Consider the following 21,369-nt stretch of genomic DNA (forward strand, 5'->3'; position numbering starts at 1 on the left):
CCACGGCTCACCGTCTGCTCCAGCCGGTGAGCTGTTTAGTCCGCCTGTGCCGGATGCGGCCGCGGCGGGCAGCCGACAACACGGCCGGCGCCCCGGACGCCGGGTCTCAATCGGGTCTCAGTCCGGTCGCAGGACGGTTAAGAGCGCAAATCCGGCCTTTCGCATGTGCCAAGCTGGGGATGACCGTTCAGCGAAAGGAGGACAGAAAATTGCATGAAGCACCGCAACGGCGCCTGCCGCACGGCAGGATCGTCCTGGGCCTGCTCGCAGCGTCTTCGCTCCTCCTCAGTGGCTGCGGCGTAGTGGCAGCCACCCCCACCACCTCCATGCCTACGCCCTTTGATGAGGCTGCAGGTTCCGTGTCCGCCTCGCTGAGCGTTACGGCTCCTTCGGAAGGAAAGCCGGCGCCGGGACGCCTTCCGGTCTACTGGCTCGGAGTGAACGGTTCAAATGTTCACCTCTACCGGGAGTTCCGGCCCGTCGAAACGAGCGGTGATCCGATAGTCGAGGCTGTAGTTGCCATGACGTCCGACAAACCGGCTGATCCGGATTACTTCAATCCCTGGAGCAAAGCCGGCAGCGTCACAGCCTCAATATCCGGCAAGAACGTCATCACGGTTGATATCTCCTCGGACGCTTTCAAGACTTCCCTCGATGCCGGCATGGCGCACCGCGCCGTCCAGCAGCTCGTGTATACGGCAACCGCTGCGGCTTCAAACGCCGGGCTTACCACGGTGAAGTATGAGCCCTCAGTGGTGCTTCTGGTGGACGGCAAAGCAGGTTACCAGGCGTTCGGGCATGAGCGTCTGGAAGGGCAGCTCCAGCGGGATGCTTCACTGATGGCCCCGATCTGGATCATTGATCCGCAGCAGGGGGACGGAACCGGCCCTTCGCTTCAGGTTCACGGAACCGCAGTTTCGGAAGGCGGCCAGGTGTCCTGGCGTGTCGAGCCGATTGTTGACGGCCGGCCCGCCGAGGATGCCGTCCAGACCGGTTATGCCGAACTGGAGGCACCCACCGGCGGCACATCCCTCTACAGTTTCAGCGTTGATCTGGCGCCGGGCGAATACAGCGTAAGCGTTTTCCACGGGGCTGAACGGGCCGATGAGGACTCCAAACGCGTCACCGTGTATTCCGACGTGAATTAGCCCGGCTTTACCAGCGTCCGAGCGCGTAATTCAGGACGGCCAGCGCCGCCGGACCTGCGGTGGATGAACGAAGAACGTGCTGCCCCAACCGGACCGCCACGGCCCCTTCCGAACGCAGGAGCTCAACTTCAGCCCCGCTGATTCCCCCTTCGGGTCCCACCACCACGGCAACGCTCAGCGGCCGGCCGCCGCAGCGTTGCCGTGCCTGCTCCACCGCCGGTACCAGCGCGCCGTCGGCCTCTTCATGGAGCACAAGCACCAGGTCGACATCCGCCAGCCTCCGCACCAGCGCCTTGGTATCGAGCATTTCTTCGGCTACGGGGATCTCGGACCGGCGGGACTGCTTGGCCGCCGCCGTGAGGATGCCCTGCCACTTCGATTGCCCCTTGGCAGCTTTGTCGGCACGCCAGCGCACGATGCTCCGCTCGGACTGCCACGGAATCACCGCCTGCACGCCCAGCTCGGTGGCTGCCTCAACGGCCTGCTCGTCCCGGCCTCCCTTGGCGAGGGCCTGAACCAGCATCAGCGTATCGGCCGCTTCGTTTTCCTCGGTAACGGACTCCACCGCCACCTCCAGCCGGGACGGCCCGGCAGCGGCAACCGTACCCGTGAGCCGGCGTCCGGCCCCGTCCACGATATCCACCGGTTCCCCGGGCGCCAAGCGTTTCACGGCAACCGCGTGGTGGGCTTCAGCCCCTTCGAGGACAAAAACGGAACCGGCCCCGGCGGCACGGACGGCATCCGGGTCACCGAAGAAGATCGGGTTGGTCATGTCAGTGGTTGCCCAAGCGGTCCCGCAGCCGGGCAAAGACGCCCGTGCCGCTACCTGCCAGACGGCCCTCGGCATATTCCTCACCGCGCAGCTGCGCCAGCTTGCGCAGCAGTTCTTCCTGCTCCGCATCCAGCTTCTGCGGGGTTTCCACGTGCAGGTGGACCAGCAGGTCTCCCCTGCCGTAGCCGCGCAGATGGGTCACGCCAAGTCCCTTGAGGGTTGTGACTTCCCCGGACTGAGTGCCGGCCTTAACCGCAATCTCCCGGTCGCCGTCGAACGTCTCGAAGTTGATGGAAGACCCAAGCGCCGCCGCCGTCATGGGCACGGTCAGCGTGGCGTGCAGGTCATCGCCTTCGCGGACAAACGTAGGATCGGCATTTACCCGGATTTCCACGTACAGGTCGCCCTGGGGTCCGCCGGCCGTACCGGCTTCACCCTGTCCACCCAGCTGGATACGGGTACCGGTGGCTACACCGGCGGGAATCTTAATGTTCAGGGTACGGCGGCTGCGCACGCGGCCTTCGCCGGCGCACTCGTGGCACGGGTCCGGGATAACGGTTCCGTAGCCCTGGCAGGACCCGCACGGCGCGCTGGTCATAACCTGGCCGAGAATGGAGCGCACGGCACGCTGTACCTGGCCGGATCCGTGGCAAATGTCGCAGGTCCGCGGGGACGTTCCCGGCTGGCAGCAGCTTCCGTCGCAGGTGGGGCAGGTGACCGCGGTGTCGACCTCAATCTTCTTGTTGGTGCCGAAGACGGCATCCTTCAGATCGATGCGCACATTGATGAGGGCATCCTGGCCGCGCCGCGTCCGTGAGGCCGGTCCCCGGCCGCCGCCTCCGCCGCCACCAAAGAAGGTGTCGAAGATGTCCTGGAAGCCGAAATTCTGGCCACCGAAGCCGGCGCCGCCGCCAAAGCCGTTGTCGTTGCCGTTCTCGTTGCCGGTGGTGTCATAGATGCGGCGTTTCTGCGGGTCCGCGAGCACCTCATAGGCGTGGGTGACGGCTTTGAACTCGTCCTGCGCGCCGGGAGCAGAGTTAACGTCCGGGTGGAGCTTGCGGGCAAGCTTCCGGTACGCCTTCTTGATTTCTTCGCCCGTGGCGTCGCGTCCGACACCCAGGACCTGGTAGTGATCGCTCACTCGTGCACATCGCTTCCTGTAATTGGCAGTATCCGCGTTGTTACCGCGCCGCCCTCCGTCCGGAGGCGTCCACCGGCTGCTGTCGCCCTCGGGCGGCGGCAACCGGCGTACTGCTGCTGTATTCGTCTAACGTTTTTTAGTTGTTCAGTATTCGGGAAAGATAACGGGCCACGGCACGCACTGTGGCCATCGTGTTGGGGTAGTCCATGCGGGTTGGTCCGAGCACCCCCACCTTTGCCGAAGAATCGGGTCCGTAACCGGTGGCTACGACTGATGCCTCTGAAAGGGATCCGTGCGGGTTCTCCCGTCCAATCCGCACCGAGACACCCCTGGCGTCCTGCTCCATTTCCGACAACAACCGAAGCATGACGACTTGTTCCTCAAGTGCCTCCAGGATGGGGCCGATCGTCAGGGGAAAGTCTACTGTGGAACGGGCCAGATTGGCGGTGCCAGCCATGACCATGCGGTCTTCCCGGTTGATTCCGGCCAGCTGCTCCAGACAGTGTGCCAGCGCCGCGGCGTTCCGCCGCTTCGGGGCGGGAACCTGGACGAGGCAGTCGGCCAGTTGTCCGGTTATCCGGGTCAGCGGCGTACCGCTAAGTGCGGACAGGAAATGCTGCCGCAGCTCCAGCAGGTCCGGCTCGGTGACCTGGTCGGGAACCGTGATGACACGCTGCTCCACCCGTCCGGTGGTGGAAATCAGGACCACCAGCACCTGGGCCGGCGCCAGCAGGACAAATTCGATGTGGCGGACCTTGGCGTTGCCGAGATGCGGATACTGCACCACAGCCACCTGGTTGGTCAGCTGGGAGAGCAGCCGGACGGTCCGTTCCATGACGTCATCGAGATCTTCAGCTCCCTCCAGCAGGGTCTGGATGGCCTTGCGCTCTGCGGCGGACAGCGGTTTGACGTCTGATATCCGGTCCACGAAAAGGCGGTAACCCTTATCGGTGGGGATGCGTCCGGCGGAAGTGTGAGGTGCGACAATCAGGCCCTCTTCTTCAAGGGCCGCCATGTCATTTCGAATGGTGGCGCTGGACACTCCCAGCTGGTGGCGTTCCACCAGTGCTTTGGATCCAACGGGTTCGCGCGAATGCACGTAATCCTCAACAATGGCCCGGAGCACCTCGAGTCTGCGTGGTTCACTCATGGTTTTCCCTCCCTTGCTGATGTCCTGCCGGTGCTGATGTCCTGACAGCGGTGCCGAACAGGCATGCGGATTGGCGCCGGGCTGGTTAGCACTCACCCTGCCCAAGTGCTAAGTCTAATACGGATCGGCGGCGTTGCTAGCATTGAGGAGCCCGTGCCCGCACGTGCCGAATCCGCGCAGGAACCAACCGCAATCAGAGTGAGGGATATACCCGTGTCGAATTTTTCGTGGGGCCCGCAGGACATTAGCGCCCCGGCCCGGCGGGTATTGCCCAAAGTAGGCGCGGAGATCGGGCTCGTGCTTGAAGACGTGCACAGCGGCTGGGTTGGTGCCGTGGTGCGCGTCGAGAAGTCCGGCGGCCTGCATCTAATGGTCCTAGAGGACCGGCGCGGGAAGACGAAGTCCTTCGAGCTGGGCTTCGGATTCCTTTTGGACGGGGAGCCCGTGGAGGTGGTTCCGGCCGTCAAGGCTGCGGCCCCGGTGTCCCGGCGGACGGCGTCGGGCTCTGTCCGGGTGGACAACGTCCGGGCGCGCACCGCGAGGGCCAGCCGCATCTGGGTGGAGGGAAAGCACGACGCCGAACTGGTGGAAAAGGTGTGGGGTGATGATCTGCGCGTGGAGGGCATCGTCGTCGAGCCCCTGCACGGCGTGGATGATCTTGCCTCCGCTGTAAAGGATTTCAGCCCGGGCCCCGGACGCCGGCTGGGCATCCTGGTGGACCATCTCGTGTCCGGGTCCAAGGAATCCCGGATAGCTGCCGAAGCCATGGCCGTTCCGGGCGCCCGCGAGAACGTGCTGATTGTGGGCCACCCGTACGTGGACGTGTGGCAGGCCATCAAGCCGCAGACCATCGGTCTGGCAGCCTGGCCCGTGGTGCCCCGCCACGAGGACTGGAAAACGGGCATTCTGAAAGGCCTTGGCTGGCCGCACCGGGACCACACCGACGTTGCCATGGGCTGGAAGAAACTGCTGGGCAGCGTCAGTTCATATGCCGATTTGGAGCCGTCGCTGCTGGGGCGGGTGGAGCAAGTTATCGACTTCCTGACCGTCCCATAGCGGCTCCACCGCTGTGCCGTTGCTGGCTGGAGCTCCTCCAGCCAGTAACCTAGATGAGATATGCAGCAGCCGGACGGCCCAGTCCGCACCGGCGCACCGGGCCAGGCGTCCAGAGTCAAAAGGAAACAGCAGTGTCGAACATCCGTCAAAATGACCAGCACCGCCCCGACGACCGGGGTGCGGCCCAGCGTCCCCCCTATCAGGGCGCACCGGCCAACGCGCTGCCCCTCACCGCTTCCGAGGACCGCCAGTGGGCCACCATGGCTCACTTCGGCGGCATTCTGGGATTCATCCCGTCCATGATCATCTACTTGGTGTTCCGCGACCGCGGCCCGTTCACGGCGCAGGAATCCAAGGAAGCGCTAAACTTCACGCTTCCTCCCACCATCATCGCGATGGTCGCCTGGCTGCTGTCCTTCATTCCGGTGATCGGCTGGGTCTTCGCCATCCTGAACGCCCTGCTGTGGGTTGCCATAGCGGTTTCCTCAGTGGTCGCCGGCATTGAATGCAACCGCGGACGGCCTTACCGCTACCCGCTGAACCTGCGCCGCATCCAGTAAGACCGGGACTGGATCAGCCCGGCAGCTGACATCAGTCCGGCAGCAGGCGGCGGACGACGGCGTCCGCCAGCAGGCGGCCCTTGGTCGTCAGCAGCACGCGGCCGGTCAGGGCGGCCTTCGCGTCCACCAAACCGTCGGCCATCAAACCCGCCACGGCGAGCCGGCCGGAATCCTTGAGCCGGGACAGTTCCAGGCCTTCAGCCAGGCGGGTGCGCAGCATGATGTCTTCCACGTACCGGGTTTCGGCATCGAGGGTTTCGCGCCCGACGGCGGGTGACGCCCCCGCGGCGATCCGCTGGGCGTAGGCGGTGGGATGCTTGGCGTTCCACCAACGCACGCCGCCCGCATGAGAATGGGCGCCCGGGCCGATGCCCCACCAGTCGTCGCTGCGCCAGTAGGCCAGGTTGTGCCGGCACTGGTCCGCGGGTGTACGCGCCCAGTTGCTGACCTCGTACCAGGACAGTCCGGCCGCCGTCATCAGCTCGTCGGCCACGAGGTATTTGTCCGCATGGTCGTCGTCGTCGATCGGCGGCACTTCACCGCGGCGCATGCGTGCGGCCAGTTTCGTGCCCTCTTCGATGATGAGGGCGTACGCGGAGATATGGTCCGGTTCGTAGCTCAGTGCCTCGTTGACCGAAACCTTCCAGTCCTCCAGGGACTCCCCCGGCGTGCCGTAAATCAGGTCAACGCTCACGTTCAGTCCGGCGTCGCGCGCCCACTTCACTGCCTCCGGAACGCGCGACGGCGTGTGGGTGCGGTCCAGCACAGCCAGCACGTGCGGCACGGCTGACTGCATGCCGAAAGACACACGGGTGAACCCGGCGTCAGCCAGCAGCTGGAGGGACTGCGGGGTCACCGAGTCCGGGTTGGCTTCCGTGGTGACCTCCGCGCCCGGTTCCAGGCCCCACATGTCGACAGCGGTTTTCAGGATCCCGGCGAGGTCCTCGGCGGGCAGCAGAGTGGGGGTGCCGCCGCCGAAGAACACGGTTCCCATCTTCCGGTCCGGAAGCCCCGATGCCTTCAGCGCACGCGCAGCGAACCGGACTTCCTCTGCCGCCGTGCCGCCGTAGGCCGCCTGCGAGGCCCCGCCGCCCAGTTCCGTGGCGGTGTAGGTGTTGAAGTCGCAGTAGCCGCAGCGGACGGAGCAGAACGGAATGTGGACATAGAGTCCGAAGTTCCGGTCCGCCGCCCCGTCCGCTGCCTGGGCGGGCAGGAGACCGTCGGCGGGTGCCGGGTCTCCGAGGGGTAGTGCGCTGGGTGTCACTTCTTGGCTTTGTCCTTGGACTCGTCGGAGGAAAGTGCTGCCACGAAGGCTTCCTGCGGAACTTCCACGCGGCCCACCATCTTCATGCGCTTCTTGCCTTCCTTCTGCTTTTCCAGCAGCTTGCGCTTACGGCTGATGTCACCGCCGTAGCACTTGGCGAGCACGTCCTTGCGGATGGCTCGGATGGATTCGCGGGCAATGATCCGGGAGCCGATGGCAGCTTGGATGGGGACCTCGAACTGCTGGCGCGGAATGAGCTCGCGCAGCTTGCCGGTCATCATCACGCCGTAGGAGTAGGCCTTGTCCTTGTGCGTGATGGAGCTGAAGGCGTCCACCTGTTCGCCCTGGAGCAGGATGTCCACCTTGACCAGATCAGCCACCTGTTCGCCGTCGGCCTTCCAGTCCAGCGACGCGTAGCCGCGGGTCTTGGACTTGAGGATGTCGAAGAAGTCGAAAACAATCTCGGCCAGCGGGAGGCGGTACCGGATTTCCACCCGGTCCTCGGAGAGGTAGTCCATGCCGCCCAGGACGCCGCGGCGGGCCTGGCACAGTTCCATGATGGCGCCGACAAATTCGTTGGGGGCCAGGATCGTGGCCGATACCATCGGCTCGCGGACCTCTTTGATCTTGCCTTCGGGGTACTCGCTGGGGTTGGTGACGGTGACGACCTTCTTGTCCTCGAGCGTCACCTCGTACTCCACGTTGGGCGCAGTGGAGATCAGGTCCAGGTTGTACTCGCGTTCGAGCCGTTCACGCGTGATTTCCAGGTGCAGCAGGCCCAGGAAGCCCACGCGGAAGCCGAAGCCCAGCGCCGCCGATGTCTCGGGTTCGTAGATCAGCGCGGCATCGTTGAGCATCAGCTTTTCCAGCGCGTCGCGCAGCACCGGATAGTCGGCGCCGTCGATCGGGTACAGCCCGGAGAACACCATGGGCTTGGGATCGGCGTAACCGGGCAGCGATTCAGCGGCAGGCTTGGCCAGGTTGGTGACGGTGTCGCCAACCTTGGACAGCCGCACGTCCTTCACGCCCGTGATCAGGTAGCCCACCTCGCCGACGCCCAGCCCCTTGGACGGGGTGGGTTCAGGCGAGCTGACACCGATTTCGAGGAGTTCATGGCTGGCCCGGGTGGACATCATCTGGATGCGTTCACGCGGAGACAGCGAGCCGTCGATCACGCGGACATAGGTGACCACGCCGCGGTAAGTGTCATAGACGGAGTCGAAGATCATGGCACGGGCGGGAGCATTGGGGTCACCCTGCGGTGCCGGAATCTCGCGGACGATCTGGTCCAGCAGGGCTTCGACGCCAACACCGGTCTTGCCGGAGACCCTCAGGACGTCCGCCGGATCGCCGCCGATCAGCTTTGCCAGTTCCTCAGCGTACTTTTCCGGCTGCGCTGCCGGGAGGTCAATCTTGTTGAGGACCGGAATGATGGTGAGGTCGTTTTCCATGGCCAGGTACAGGTTCGCGAGGGTCTGGGCCTCGATGCCCTGGGCAGCGTCCACGAGCAGCACGGCGCCTTCGCACGCGGCCAGGGAACGGGATACCTCGTACGTGAAGTCCACGTGGCCGGGGGTGTCGATCATGTTCAGCGCGTAGGACTCGCCGTCGACCTCCCACGGCATGCGCACGGCCTGCGACTTGATGGTGATGCCGCGTTCGCGCTCAATGTCCATGCGGTCCAGGTACTGGGCCTTCATGTTCCGGTGCTCGACGACGCCGGTGGACTGGAGCATGCGGTCGGCCAGGGTGGACTTGCCGTGGTCGATGTGGGCGATGATGCAGAAGTTTCTGATGATCGCCGGATCCGTCGCGGCAGGCACCGGTGAGAAGCGGGCCATAGGTGACACTGTGGCGGTTCCTTTACTGTTCACAGGACTTCACGGCGGCTGCGGCGCAGGCCGCGTGCCGGAACCGGACAAGGCGCGGTTCATCGTTTTTCCTGGTGGTTTAACTGCTGAATTAACAGTCTCCCACGAATGCCAGCCCGCGCTGGAACCGCAGAACGTAATAGCGTGGGCTCATGTCCTTCTCCAACCGCTCCCTTCTTTCCCTGGCCCGCTCGGCCATCCGCCTGCTGACGCGCCCCTCAGCGGGTACCGGAACCGCGACCAAGCCGGGCCGTTCCAACCCCGGTTCGTCCAACACCCGAAACAAGACCGCCGCTCCGAATCCGGCAGTGAAGAAGTCGCCGGCTCAGAAACCGGCAGCGAAGAAGTCCCCAGCACCTAAATCTCCAGCACCGAAACCGGCGTCCAACTCATCTGCTTACCCGGGCGACTACCGGGGCAAGGTCACTCCCGTTTACTCCCCGTCGCCGGATGGATCCCCCGATCCGGGCGAAGTGGTGTGGGCGTGGGTTCCCTATGAGGACGACTATTCCCAGGGCAAGGACCGTCCGGTGCTGTTGATCGGCCGCACCGGCTCGCGGCTGCTCGCCCTGATGATGACCACCCGGGACCGCAACAACGGCCGGGAGTCCGATCCGGACTACGTGGATGTTGGGACCGGGCCCTGGGACAGCCAGGGCCGGCCGAGCGAGGTCAAGCTGGACCGCGTGCTGCAGCTGGATCCGGCTGCGGTAAGGCGGCAGGGATCGATTATGTCCGCCGCAGCGTTTCAGCGCGTCGCCTCACGCTTTACTGCCCGGAACTGACTGCCTGTACCCCGCGGAGCCGGGCCGCGCACCCGGGGAAAACCCCGCCGTCGGCCGCTTGACCCGGCCAATGGGCCTTCGGGCCCAAGTTCTGCTAACATTTATTGCTGTGTGTCCGCGCAGGTCGACGGGCACTTCAGTTCAGGCGCCATTACGGTATCCCCACGCCGCTCAGTCAATGCCTGGGCTGAAATTCCCTCACCGACCAAGTCCGCAATACAAAGAGAGTTTATATAAGTGGCCAATATTAAGTCCCAGAAGAAGCGCATCCTCACCAACGAGAAGGCGCGCATGCGTAACAACTCGGTGAAGTCCGAGCTGAAGACCGCAATCCGCTCCGTTGACGCTGCCCTGAAGGCCAGCGACAAGGATGCAGCAGTCGCAGCAGTGGCCACTGCCAGCCGCAAGCTGGACAAGGCTGTCAGCAAGGGTGTTATCCACAAGAACAATGCTGCCAACCGCAAGTCGGCCATCTCCAAGAAGGTCAACGCGCTCTAAGGCGTTGTTCTTGCATTAGTCTTATCGGTCTGGCCGGTCCCTTCGGGGGCCGGCCAGACTGCTTTAAGCGGCGGACCTTAGCCAGTGGCAGGGGTCCCGGCTTTCGCCGGGGCAGGTCAGCGTCCGGCGGCAGCGAGCGAGATGACTGTCACGGCGTGTTCGACGGCGTATACCGGATCGCGTCCGGCCCCCTTGACCTGTGCATCAGCTTCAGCCAGCACCTGAACGGCTTTGATGAGGGATTCCTGCGACCAGTGCTGGGCGTCGCGCCGCGCCTGGTCCACCTGCCACGGCGCCATGCCCAGTTCCTTCGCCATGGACGCCGAGGAGCCGCGCAGGTTCGCCACCTTGGCCACGGCCCGCACCTTCATGGCCAGCGCGCCCACCAGGGGCACAGGATCGACGCCGGTATCCAGGGCGTGGCGCAGCATGGACAGTGCCTGTCCCCCGCGTCCGGCCAGCGCCGCATCGGCCACCTTGAAGGCGGTGGCCTCCACCCGGCCGCCGTAGTACTTCTCCACGAGTTCTTCGCTGATCTCGCCGGATGCGTCGTTGATCAACTGCCGGCAGGCGGCCGCCAGATCAGCCAGTTTGGAGCCCACTGCGGCAACCAGGGCGCGGGAGGCAGCCGGGTCGATCCGCCGTCGGGCGGCTTTGAATTCCTGGGCCACAAAGTCCAGCTTCTCGGCGTCCTTCTTGAACGGCTGGCACTCCACCACCGGCGCCCCGGAAGCCTTCACCGCGTCGAGGAGCTTCTTGCCCCGGTTGCCTCCCCCGTGGCTGAGCACCAGCACCGTGTCGGGCGCGGTGTCCGTGAGATAGGCAAGGGTGTCGGTCAGGAACTCATCGTTCATGGCGGCAAGATTCGAGGCCTCGATGAGTTTGGCCTCACCGAAGAGCGACGGGCTTGAATGCAGCATCAGTTCACCGGCGGCATAGGTTGCCGCGTCCAGGCGAACGATTTCCGTGTCCGGCTGGTCCTGCCGCAGGGTAGCGCGGATCCGTTCCATGGCGCGGCCGGCCAGATAGTCTTCGGGGCCGCTGAGCAGTACCACCGGAGCGGGCTCCACCTCGCGCCAGGAGACAGTCTTTCCCGCGGACTTGCCGGTGGACTTCGCGGCACTGCGCTTACTGGACGGAACGGCCGGATTCACAGTGAACAAACTCCTGGGATGGGAACAAGCGGAAATGACGTTTGGGAACACTCCAACATTACCTGCCAGCTCCCGCCGGCACCTTTAGGGCTTGGTCGCTGCAACGACTCAACGCCCGTCCAAGCGATCCCATGTCAACGACGATCCGTCCGTCTCCAAACTGATGGAGCCAAGTTCATCTGTTCGCACGACGGCGGTTCCTGACCGTTGCAGAACTTCCAAAATTTCCGCTGCCGGATGACCGTACTCATTGTCGGCGCCAACGGAGATCAGTGCCAGGCGCGGATTCAGTTCCTCGATCAGCCCGGTACCGCCGTTGCGGGCTCCGTGGTGGGGTACTTTCAGGACGTCCACTCCGGCGTCGCGCAGCCAGGCATGCCGGGACAGCAGGGCACCGGATGCATCCTCCTCAATATCCCCGGTAAGCAGCATTGTGAAACCGGGTCTGTCCGGCACGTCCCGTCCAGGTTCCACCGTCGGCCCCACTGTCATCAGGATCACGGAGCTCGCGTCGTTTTCACTAGCCTGTCTACCCCGGGCGGGTGGCCACAGCACTTCCCATTCCACGGCGCCGGCTTGAGAGGTCATGCCCTCGGCCATCCGGGTCAGTTCGGCTCCGGAGTCTGCGAGCAGTGTCCGCAGGGGTCCGGGAAGATCCGCTTCAGCCGTCGAATAGGCGACGTGGTTCACCTCCCTGCCCCGCAGCACACCTTCGGCTCCTCCGTAGTGGTCCAAATGGGCATGGGACAGGATAAAAAGGTCCACGGTTTCCACCTGCAACCGCTTCAAGCAGTTATCCATGGAATCCGGATCGGGTCCGGCGTCGATCACCACGGCACGATGTGCTGCCGTCCTCACGACCAGTCCGTCGCCCTGACCCACATCACAGGCAGCGGCCATCCATCCAGTGGGCGCAGGTCCTGGGCGCAGCTGGGTCCAAACGGCGGCAGCGCCGGCTGGTAGTAGCAACAGTGCTGCAGCAAGGGCCAGGTGTCGGCTGGTGCGGACAGGAGCAGAGCGGGCCGGTGCAGAGCGGGCCGATGCAGAGCGGGCCGGCTGCATTGACTCCGGCGACGGCCCAAAGCGCCACAGGAGCCAGACACCGGTGCCGGCAGCCAGCACCATCAGGATCACGCCCGCAACGCCGGTTGACCACGGCACCAGTGAACCGGGAAGCCCGTCGAAGAAGCGGGCCACACCTGCCGTCCAGGCCGCACCTGCACCGGAAATCAGCACGAACGGTCCGGCCGCAACCGGTACCGTGGCCGCTACAACGGCAGCCAGCATTCCGACCACCGTCACCAGCGGCACGACGGGCGCCACGGCTACATTCGCAGGCAGGGAAAACGCCGGAACCTGCGGCTGCAGGAGCACCAGAACCGGTGAACAAAAAAACTGTGCCGCCATCGGCACGGCCAGGGCGGCTGCCAGCGGCCAGGGAAGCCGTCTGGCCAATAGTTCCGTCAGCCGCGGACCCAACAGGATCAACCCGGATGTTGCCAGCACCGAGAGGATGAAGGCGTAGCTTCCGCTGAGCCAGGGATCCACCGCCAGCAGGACCGTAATGGAAAGGCAGAGCAGAGCTGCCGGCAGCTTTCCCCGTCCGGACAAGACGGCGATGGTCCCCAGGCTACCCATGACCGCAGCTCTCAGGACACTGGCATCCGGGCGTACCACCAGCACAAAGCCCAGCAGCGCCGCTACTCCGGCCGCGGCGGCCCAGCCCCGCGGCAGTCTGACAGCCCGCGCCATCAGAAAAACGAACGCCAATAAGTACCCGCAGTTGGCTCCTGAAACAGCTGTGATATGAGTGAGTCCGGTGTTTTTCATTGCTGTTTCCAGCGCGTCGTCCAGCGTGCTGCGGTCCCCCAGGACCATCCCGGGCAAGAGACCTGCTGCGTCCCTGCCCGTAAGCCCGGCGTGTTCAGCTGCCACAGCTGAGAAGGTTCGGCGTATACGTGCCGTTTCGCCGTACCACCCGTCGGCGGCTTCCACCTCAGGCTGGCCGTTTGCGTACAGCAGGGCCACTGAACGCTCACCGGGATCCGTGGCCTGCAGCGATCCGGCCGCAGCGAAGTGGTCTCCGAGCTGAATGTCCGAGTAGCCGCTGCCGCCGATCACCAAGACTGTTGCGGCAGCGGAGAACCTCTGACCGTCGCTGGTGGCCTGCTGAAGTACTGCCTCGGTGATGTACCGGGAATCACCGCTGAAGCGATCGGCCGCCACGGCCCGGGCATCTGTGGACGCACGAAACTCGCCCGTGACCGTCCTGCCTTCGGAAATGGCTGAAGCGATGGGCCCGGCCGTCCGTTCCGCGGTCAGGGCGCCGGCGGAAACACAGACCAGCGCGGCAGCAGCGGCCGGAACCGCAGCTGCCCGGACGAACATCCCGCTGTGGCTAGAAAGCCTGCTTTCCTGGCTTGAAGTCCGGCGGCTTCCTGTCCGCCGCAGTGCCGGGACCAGGGACAGAAGGACGATCGATATAAGAGCCAGGATCGCCCCGAGCACTCTTGCTTCATGGCCAGGGAGGCGTACTGCGAGGAACGCCGCCGCCCATGCCGCGGCGGCTACCGGCACCAGCCGGAACTCCAGCAGGGGATGGATTCGTGCGTCAGCAGGCCTTTCCGGCACGAGGGCACGAATCCGCTGGACAACCCTGCTGACACCGGGATGGAAGTGGCCGCGCGAAACCACCGCAGGAACCCCAGGTGCCTTAGGGGGCCACGGACCGGAAGGCTCCGGTGCATCCGTGCCGGGAGGCTGGACGTCCCCCCGAAGCGCGGCGGCCGTGTACCGGTGCCAGCCGCTGACCCGAACCCTCCGGCCCTCGTGGAAAACATCCACGCCCTGCACCCGGACCACGTCGTCATTGGACTTTGGCTCGTCGGCGGGGCCTTTGCCATCCATCATGAAGCCGCTGTCAGACGGTAATGAGCGGCAGCAGAGCGGCGATCATGGCTTCACCAATGCCGGGAACCGCATCCAGATCCTCAGGCCGGGAGAAGCTGCCGTGCTCCTCTCGCCAATCAATGATCCGCTGTGCAATCACGGGTCCAACCCGGGGCAGGGAATCAAGTTCCTGCAATGAGGCGGAGTTGATGTTGACCAAAGCTCCTGAACTGTCTGCTCCCCCGGTGCCGCCTGGTCCGCCGGCACCGGTTCCACCGGCGCCCGGCCCGCTTTCCGGCGCACCCGCCCCATCGATGCCCGACACCGTCGGCGGAGTTCCCGCGTTTTCTCCAATGCGGGGAACAACCACCATCATTCCGTCCTGCAGCGGTGCCGCCAGGTTCACGGCGGCAAGATCGGCGTCGGTTGCCGTTCCTCCGGCGGCATCCACTGCATCGCCGGCCCTGCTGCCGGAAGGAACACGCACCACTCCGGGACGGCTGACCGCGCCGGCGACATGAATGACCAGAACAGACGGAACAGCGGTTTGCTCTGCTGTCCCCGTTCCCGGCTCTGGTTCGCCGGCAGAGCCGGTTACATCGGGTGTTGGAGTCGGATCGGGACCATTTTCATTGCCTGCGTCAGTCCCGGACTCCGGGCGCGGGGTGGAGTTCACCTCCCCCGCAGCGAGCTCAACGCTGCCGACCTCCGCATCCGTACCGCCTCCCCGAAGCACGGTGAAGCCTGCCGTGAGGCCGATCAGCAGACAGACGGCAAGGACAGCGCCCCGAAGGGACATCAGCCAGCGGCGCCGGGGTGCTTGCTGTGCGGTCGAGGGTGCCGTGTCCCAGCGGTGTTCTGCCATGGGACCCAAACTAGGCGCCGCCGGGACGGGCCGCTGCGAGATTACGGGCTGTGTGCAGAACATCTGCTGTTCCAGCTCGTCTGAGCACCTTGTGCAGGAAGATGAGCGGACTACCACGATTGGGTCACTGCCGAAATTCCGAAGATGGACCTCGGCAGGACGGACCAGCGGCCGGCGACTTGATGATAATCGATGACCCAACGGCACGGGTACCCTACCGACACATTGATCGGCACCCTTGCTGAGCCGAACCCGCTCAGGCTGCCGCCAGATGCGAACAAGGATCTGGGAAAACGAATACGCTTCGAAGGCGTCGTCGGCGAATTATGGCGTCCGTTGCGGATTGAAGTGTCTGCAGACCGTACAGCACCGCTCGGAGTCGCCGTCGAGGACTTTTCGGGGAACGACAAATTCCGACAAAGAAAGCAGCACCGGCTTCGAGATCCGGGGCGGAATCGAGCAGCGCATCAAGCTGTTCCGCTTCGAAAGGCACAGTTTAAAGCGTGCCTTTGGGGCTCTGCACGTCTTCTGTGTCGCGGTACCACCACAATCCTGACCGCTCGCGAGAAGTGACATCCGCGTCGGTCAGGAATTCATGGAATGAGAGACACCGGGAACTGAGATGGGACACGCCAGGAGAGCCCGTCTCGTTATCCGTGTCCGATTGCCAAGGCGAAGCTCGGAAGGCGTCGCGTTCAGGATACGTAGCCGATGCCGGGGAAGCGGGCGAGGATTGCATCGGCTGGGATGTTGTATCTAGTGCGGAACTCCTGGGAGCGGCTGCCCCCGGGCCCAGGTACAGGGGGGCTCAGGCTTGTCCGGCGCCTTGCCGGTGCCCGCGGGCTTTTCCGGGGCATCCGTCGCTCTGCCGGGGGCCCATTCGTCCAGGCCCTTCAGGGGGCGTCCGATGAGCAGCAGCGTTGCAGGGGACGCAGCCAGCAGGGCAAGCGCGAAGACTCCACCACCACCCGCCGGCGGGGGCAGCTCAGGTGCCGTTGGTCGGCGTAGCGGGGTCCGGGTATCGGTGCGAGCCCAAATGGGACGGGTTCCGGGCAGGCGTCTAGGTCGGGGGCGGGGCACCCACATCTGGTCCCGCATGCCCGGGATCTGACCGGACGTTTCCCCGCTCCAGTTGAGGCAGTCCACGAGAAGCTGTCACTCGGGTACGTCCTGGATGCAGAGGCGGTCATCCGGTCGGGGGAGTGAAACGATTTCGCTGCTTGGGCAGACGTGGCTCACAGGCTAGCGGACTGACAGAGTTCCGGATTCACAGGCTCGCGGACCCTAAGCGCCACCTCATCCAGGAGGGGTGGCGGTTGGGGGTTCTCTATGACGAAGATCAGGCAGGTACGAGGCCGAAGTACAGCTTGTAAGACCCCCCATTGCCGTTGAGGAACGGACTTTCGATGCGGTAACCAATCCCGTGGAACTCGGAGTTTCCTTCGGGACGCGTGGCTGTCAGCACCATGTCGCGGGCACTGACACGCATGTTTGTTTCGCCGATCGTGTCATCTCCCAGGTCAAAGAGGTCGAAGAAGGCTCCGCCGAGTTCGGGCACGACCTTCCCAAGAAGCGCATCGGCCGCCTCGGCAACAATTGGGCCCACGACAGGGATGCCTTTAAGGGCTTTGACGCCTTCGTCGTGCGCCTTCCGGAAGGCTTCCTCCATGTTCTTGCGGTCTTCACTCACATCGCCGAAGTCGTGCTCCATCAGATGGATGTTGATTTCCATGCCGTATGGCCGCCCGCGCCACAGCTCGATCGAGTCTGGCTGGGAGTGGTTTGAGTTCACGCCCTCATAGACCCGGGTTGTGACACGGTTTTGTCCCACTGGTGTGAACACTCCCAGGAATGCATAGGTCTCGTCAGCCCCAGTTCCGGCATCCTCTCCGGTTTCCCGGAAGCAGTAGAAACCGGTGAAGTGGAGCACCACATCACCGAGGTGTTTCGCCCCGGTGTCCGGCCACCAGCAGATGTCTCCATGCTGGAAGGAATTGGCCCGCCCGCCTTCGGGAAAGTTCTGCTCATCACTCGTGGGGTAGCCCAGATAGGAGGTCTCCCAGCCCAGCTCAGACCAGAGCTTGCGTATGTCGCCGTAGATGGCATGGGCGCCGGTTTCCGGTGTCCAATAAATGGAGGCGGTTCCCCCGTTGAAGTGGTTGAATCGGCCTACTCCGTCTGGAGTGGGCAGCTCGTCCGTGCTCGGTGCACCGTAGTTCAGTCCCCCAACTTCAACCCATTTTTGGTAAATAGCTCCATGGACAAGGTAGGCGGCCGACGAGTGGTCGTCGTAGCAGATGCACTTTCCATCGGGCAGCGTCCAGATTTGACCAATGGTCTTGTCCACCGGCTCGCCCAGTGCTGCGACCCCACCCAATGCATCGTATTTTTCCTTAATGCGGCCGTCCTGGCGCAACGGCCGTGTAGCAACATCAGGTGTTTGACGAACATCCAACTTTCCGCCACCCGATATTGGGTCTGTGTTTTGACGCATTACCATCAGCTCCTCTACCGATCAACCTGGTTGGTTGGCACCATGGCATGGAGGGAAGAACAACGTTCAGCGCACCTAGTCGCATCGGGAAAAATCGCTTGACGAAAGCGAGCTGAAATGCTTTACCTGCCTGGTTACTCATGCCCAGACCTACAGCCTGCGCTCACTCATACTGGTTGAGCACGGAGGCCTCCATGGATCTGGACCTGTCCTGCGTAGAGAGTTTCGTCGTACTCGCCCATGAGAGGCATTTTGGTCGTGCTGCAGCCTGCCTGAACCTCAGCTCTTCCGCACTCTCCAAACGCCTCGCCCGGCTGGAGAGACAAGTCGGTGTCCGGCTGATTGACCGGGACCCAGGCGGGTATGTTGAGCTGACGCCTGCCGGAGACCGTTTCATCAGCCACGCCCGTGAACTCCTGCGCAATGCCCGGGAGGCTCGCCGACATGCGCTTCAGGGGGAGGGAAGCCCCATCGTCCACTTGGGCATTCCCGGATCGCCCTCCGACCACATACCCGTGCCGACATGGAAAACCATGGTTACTGCCATCGCTCAGACTCTCCCAACCTGCCGCCTGCAGGCATGCAGCGTTCCCTATGGCCGGGTGGAGGAAAGCGTACTGACGGGCCGCGTGGACGTTCTTCTCAGCACCGGAGAGTTTGATCATTCTGGCCTCTCAACCACAGTGTTGATGCGGGTGGGCAGGGTGCTGCTTGTGCCTGTGCACCATGAACTTGCCGGGGAGAGACGTATTCGCGCTATGGATATGGCGGATCTCCCTCTCATCCGGGAACCAACCGCCACAACCCGCTGGATGAAACCGTGGCTTCTGGGCGACCTCCGAGATCCGGCAGACACACCCACAGTAGACGTTAGCGCCCGGACGCTGGCCGATGTCCAGAAAGCAGTGCTGGATGGGAGGGCAGCAACCGTCGCATCCGCCACGCTCGTTCCGATGGTGCGTCCGGGTCTGACGGCCCTCCCGTTGCGGGATGTTCCATCCATACCCTTGTTTGCCGTGCGTCGGCGTCACGACGAACGCGATGAAGTCCTGGTGGTGATTGAAGCCCTCCGTGTACTCACCGCCGCCTTCGTGACCACTCACTCACAGGAAGTACCGGATGGCTCTCAAGCGGTAGCGGCCCCAGCGAACTCATAACCGCATTAACCGCAAGACTGTCCAATGCAGGCAGCTACGAAGGTTTAGCAGCCCGGGCCAGGACTGCGGCGGCGGAACAGTCCCGCAGCCGCCGTCACAAGGTTAGGCGGCTGTTGTGCCGGCCTCCCTGAACATCGGGATGTTCTTCGCACTGCTGTTCATCGCTGCATACCGGTTACCCGGTGGGGTCGCGGCCACCGTCGGGGCCGTGCAACCGCTCCTGATCGCGGTCATCGCCTCCGGCTGGATCGGAGAGAAACTGACACCGGCAAAACTCACGGCAGGGATTGCCAGCCTGATCGGTGTGGCCATGCTCGTCCTCCAATCCCAAGCCCGGCTCGATCTCATCGGGGTCATCGCCGCCCTTGGCGGTGCGATCGCCATGGCGTGCGGTGTGGTCCTGACCAAGAAATGGGGCAGACCCGACACCCTGTTGGCCACCACGTCCTGGCAACTCGTCGCCGGCGGACTCTTCCTCACCCCCATCGCTTTCCTCGTCGAAGGCCCACCACCGGCCCTGACCCTGCCGAACATCGCCGGGTACCTCTACCTCGGTGTCATCGGTACTGCCCTGGCCTACACCCTCTGGTTCCGCGGGATACACCTTCTACCAGCATCAACCACGGCGATCCTGGGTCTTCTCAGCCCACTCGTCGCCACCCTCGCAGGATGGACACTCCTCAGCCAAGCCCTGACCCCCGGTCAACTAATCGGGGCGACTATCATCCTCAGCACCCTCGTCCTGAGCACGCTCCGACCACCACCGAACAAGACGGACATCCCATATCCCGCTTCCCTCCAAACCACTCCGGGAGCAGAAAACGCACGGTGAACGATCCCCAAGCGTGACCCGCATGTCCCGCCATAGGACGCGGAGCACCCGAGCTGTCATGGCAGATTTGAATAAAGAGCACGGCTTCCAGCCCGGTCCGCCTGCCCGTAAGCCGATCCCTACCACCGCGCATATCGATCCGCGGTGGCGTCTAGTACGGACCGGAGCACCTCATGACCACTTATGCCCTCACCGCCGCCGCCATAGGCCAGCTCGGTCGCATGGTTGTCGCTGACCTGCTTGATTCACGGCGTCGCTCTGGCCGACCTTTACGCGGTCGTCCGTGACCCTGCAAAGACGCAGTCGCTCGTGAACAGCGCGTCCGCAAGCCGGTCGCTGACCGCACTCGTTCGTTGCGGTATCGAGAGTATCTCGAACGATCGTTCACTGACTGGTTGAGACCACCATCGTTTTCGTTCACCCGTGCTCCCTCAGACCCCTTAAAAGTGGTTGGCTACGTGCGGGTTACCTGTCTCGCCTTGATCCGTCTCCCCAAACCTTGACTTGCCCCCCGGGAGAGCAAAAAATGTGCCATGACCAGTTCCGCACCTAATATTCCGCGGCCACCGTGGTACAGGCGTCGATGGGTTACGGCGGCGCTGAAAGTGGTGGCGAAAGCCCTGGCAACGCTTCTGATAACGCTTCTGGGAGCGGTGGCCGCCATCGCGATCGCACCGTTGACTCCTTGGTTCGACCGCGCGTTGAGTCAGTGGAAATACGTCGATCCCACTTGTGCGGATCCTCAGGGCCTGACGATGCTGAACCTGAGAAAAGAGGGTGTGGCGACAGTTACCGTATCGACTGGGGAAGTGCGGCCCAAGGATAGCCAAAGCGACATACCTGCGTACGATGGGCAAACGGCCATGCATTCCTTCGATGGTCGTCCTGGTTCCGGATGGGTGCCAACTACTGCATCCCCCGACAGCGAGGACTTCAGTTTAGATGCATTAGGCTCGTTCGATGACTCGATCACCTTGGATTTCGACAGTCCTCAGCAGATCGCTCTAGTGTGCGTGCTTAATGGCAATGGCGCCAGCTGGATTTCCTACATGCGTGCAGACCGCGTTCGCACTGTGGAGGTCAGTCTTAGTCTCGGTGACCGGAAACCACTCACTAGCCGGACCTCGTTGCGCACCCTGCCAGAATACGAGATACAGACCCGTCAGAAGCTCGAGCTGCCCGGCTCAGCACCTGTGTGGCAGAAGAACGAACCGTCATACGATCGGCTAAAGCTTACGCTGCCCGAGCGCTGGATGGGCATAGCTGTCGACGATCCGCATACGATTCCGACCATCGATCTCCCAACCCATCAGGTGATGCTCGCCGAGGTAGAGGTATGGGTTCACGCCGAGCAGTGACGCCTGGTTCGCGTTAGCGGTTCCGCCAGCGCTCCCATCAAGAACAGACGGAACAGCGGTTTGCTCTGTTCTCCCCGTTCCCGGCACTGGTTCGCCGGCAGAGCCGGTTACATCGGATGTTGGAGTCGGATCGGGACCATTTTCATTGCCTGCGTCAGTCCCGGACTCCGGGCGCGGGGTGGAGTTCACCTCCCCCGCAGCGAGCTCAACGCTGCCGACCTCCGCATCCGTACCGCCTCCCCGAAGCACGGTGAAGCCTGCCGTGAGGCCGATCAGCAGACAGACGGCAAGGACAGCGCCCCGAAGGGACATCAGCCAGCGGCGCCGGGGTGCTTGCTGTGCGGTCGAGGGTGCCGTGTCCCAGCGGTGTTCTGC

General features: G+C 63.8%; 17 protein-coding genes. 8 read left to right on the forward strand and 9 right to left on the reverse strand.

Translation table 11 applies throughout. The annotated features are described in order from the left end of the window. Positions 1-209: 209 nt before the first annotated feature. On the forward strand, positions 210-1,148 hold the full coding sequence (locus CXR03_RS10600) for a GerMN domain-containing protein (RefSeq protein WP_181034553.1): 939 nt from the start codon (positions 210-212) through the stop codon (positions 1,146-1,148). Positions 1,149-1,155: 7 nt separating this feature from the next. Here the strand turns inward: CXR03_RS10600 and CXR03_RS10605 are convergent, their stop codons facing one another. The 3 genes from CXR03_RS10605 to hrcA all read right to left on the reverse strand — a co-directional run bounded on the left by CXR03_RS10605 (position 1,156) and on the right by hrcA (position 4,211). Further along, a complete protein-coding gene (locus CXR03_RS10605; protein WP_104103746.1) occupies positions 1,156-1,920 on the reverse strand; it encodes a 16S rRNA (uracil(1498)-N(3))-methyltransferase in 765 nt (254 codons plus the stop codon). A 1-nt stretch (position 1,921) separates the two neighbouring features. After that, positions 1,922-3,061 (reverse strand): molecular chaperone DnaJ, encoded by a 1,140-nt coding sequence (gene dnaJ, locus CXR03_RS10610; RefSeq protein ID WP_104054085.1) that lies wholly within the window; start codon positions 3,059-3,061, stop codon positions 1,922-1,924. Between the two features lie 136 nt (positions 3,062-3,197). Further along, positions 3,198-4,211: a heat-inducible transcriptional repressor HrcA gene (gene hrcA / locus CXR03_RS10615; RefSeq protein ID WP_104103747.1), complete on the reverse strand. Its 1,014-nt coding sequence runs from the start codon at positions 4,209-4,211 to the stop codon at positions 3,198-3,200. A 213-nt stretch (positions 4,212-4,424) separates the two neighbouring features. Here hrcA and CXR03_RS10620 point away from each other — a divergent pair, with 213 nt between their 5' ends. Continuing rightward, positions 4,425-5,267: a DUF3097 domain-containing protein gene (locus tag CXR03_RS10620; protein ID WP_104103748.1), complete on the forward strand. Its 843-nt coding sequence runs from the start codon at positions 4,425-4,427 to the stop codon at positions 5,265-5,267. A gap of 140 nt (positions 5,268-5,407) precedes the next feature. Further along, positions 5,408-5,827, forward strand: a complete 420-nt coding sequence (locus CXR03_RS10625; RefSeq protein ID WP_258060080.1) for a DUF4870 domain-containing protein — start codon at positions 5,408-5,410, stop codon at positions 5,825-5,827. A 31-nt stretch (positions 5,828-5,858) separates the two neighbouring features. On the opposite strand, the gene hemW is transcribed toward CXR03_RS10625, so the two are convergent. Beyond that, positions 5,859-7,091 (reverse strand): radical SAM family heme chaperone HemW, encoded by a 1,233-nt coding sequence (gene hemW / locus CXR03_RS10630; protein WP_104103750.1) that lies wholly within the window; start codon positions 7,089-7,091, stop codon positions 5,859-5,861. After that, on the reverse strand, positions 7,088-8,941 hold the full coding sequence (lepA, locus tag CXR03_RS10635; RefSeq protein ID WP_181034554.1) for a translation elongation factor 4: 1,854 nt from the start codon (positions 8,939-8,941) through the stop codon (positions 7,088-7,090). Before lepA ends, hemW begins: the two co-directional genes overlap by 4 nt. Positions 8,942-9,114: 173 nt before the next feature. Here lepA and CXR03_RS10640 point away from each other — a divergent pair, with 173 nt between their 5' ends. Continuing rightward, positions 9,115-9,747 (forward strand): type II toxin-antitoxin system PemK/MazF family toxin, encoded by a 633-nt coding sequence (locus CXR03_RS10640; RefSeq protein WP_104103752.1) that lies wholly within the window; start codon positions 9,115-9,117, stop codon positions 9,745-9,747. 237 nt (positions 9,748-9,984) lie between these two features. Beyond that, a complete protein-coding gene (rpsT, locus tag CXR03_RS10645; RefSeq protein WP_104054078.1) occupies positions 9,985-10,245 on the forward strand; it encodes a 30S ribosomal protein S20 in 261 nt (86 codons plus the stop codon). 116 nt (positions 10,246-10,361) lie between these two features. Here rpsT and holA read toward each other — a convergent pair whose 3' ends face one another. The 4 genes from holA to CXR03_RS10670 form a co-directional block, all read right to left on the reverse strand. Further along, positions 10,362-11,315, reverse strand: coding sequence for a DNA polymerase III subunit delta (gene holA, locus CXR03_RS10650; protein ID WP_104104097.1), 954 nt, complete (start codon positions 11,313-11,315; stop codon positions 10,362-10,364). Between the two features lie 192 nt (positions 11,316-11,507). Continuing rightward, the gene (locus tag CXR03_RS10655) at positions 11,508-14,309 is read right to left on the reverse strand and encodes a ComEC/Rec2 family competence protein (RefSeq protein WP_104103753.1); all 2,802 of its coding nucleotides are present in this window, start codon (positions 14,307-14,309) and stop codon (positions 11,508-11,510) included. Positions 14,310-14,319: 10 nt separating this feature from the next. Then, positions 14,320-15,153 carry a helix-hairpin-helix domain-containing protein gene (locus CXR03_RS10660; protein ID WP_181034555.1) on the reverse strand — a complete coding sequence of 278 codons (834 nt, stop codon included), beginning with the start codon at positions 15,151-15,153 and terminating at the stop codon, positions 14,320-14,322. A gap of 1,339 nt (positions 15,154-16,492) precedes the next feature. Continuing rightward, positions 16,493-17,647, reverse strand: a complete 1,155-nt coding sequence (locus tag CXR03_RS10670; RefSeq protein WP_219816222.1) for an LGFP repeat-containing protein — start codon at positions 17,645-17,647, stop codon at positions 16,493-16,495. Positions 17,648-17,841: 194 nt separating this feature from the next. On the opposite strand from CXR03_RS10670, the gene CXR03_RS10675 reads away from it, so the two are divergent. The 3 genes from CXR03_RS10675 to CXR03_RS10685 all read left to right on the forward strand — a co-directional run bounded on the left by CXR03_RS10675 (position 17,842) and on the right by CXR03_RS10685 (position 20,994). Further along, positions 17,842-18,804 (forward strand): LysR family transcriptional regulator, encoded by a 963-nt coding sequence (locus CXR03_RS10675; RefSeq protein WP_181034556.1) that lies wholly within the window; start codon positions 17,842-17,844, stop codon positions 18,802-18,804. 115 nt (positions 18,805-18,919) lie between these two features. Beyond that, the gene (locus tag CXR03_RS10680) at positions 18,920-19,636 is read left to right on the forward strand and encodes an EamA family transporter (RefSeq protein ID WP_219816223.1); all 717 of its coding nucleotides are present in this window, start codon (positions 18,920-18,922) and stop codon (positions 19,634-19,636) included. A 533-nt stretch (positions 19,637-20,169) separates the two neighbouring features. Then, positions 20,170-20,994: a hypothetical protein gene (locus CXR03_RS10685; RefSeq protein ID WP_146070483.1), complete on the forward strand. Its 825-nt coding sequence runs from the start codon at positions 20,170-20,172 to the stop codon at positions 20,992-20,994. The last annotated feature ends 375 nt before the right edge of the window (positions 20,995-21,369 follow it).

The sequence above is a fragment of the Arthrobacter sp. 08Y14 genome (assembly GCF_002929455.1).
Taxonomy (GTDB): Bacteria; Actinomycetota; Actinomycetes; order Actinomycetales; family Micrococcaceae; genus Arthrobacter_B; species Arthrobacter_B sunyaminii.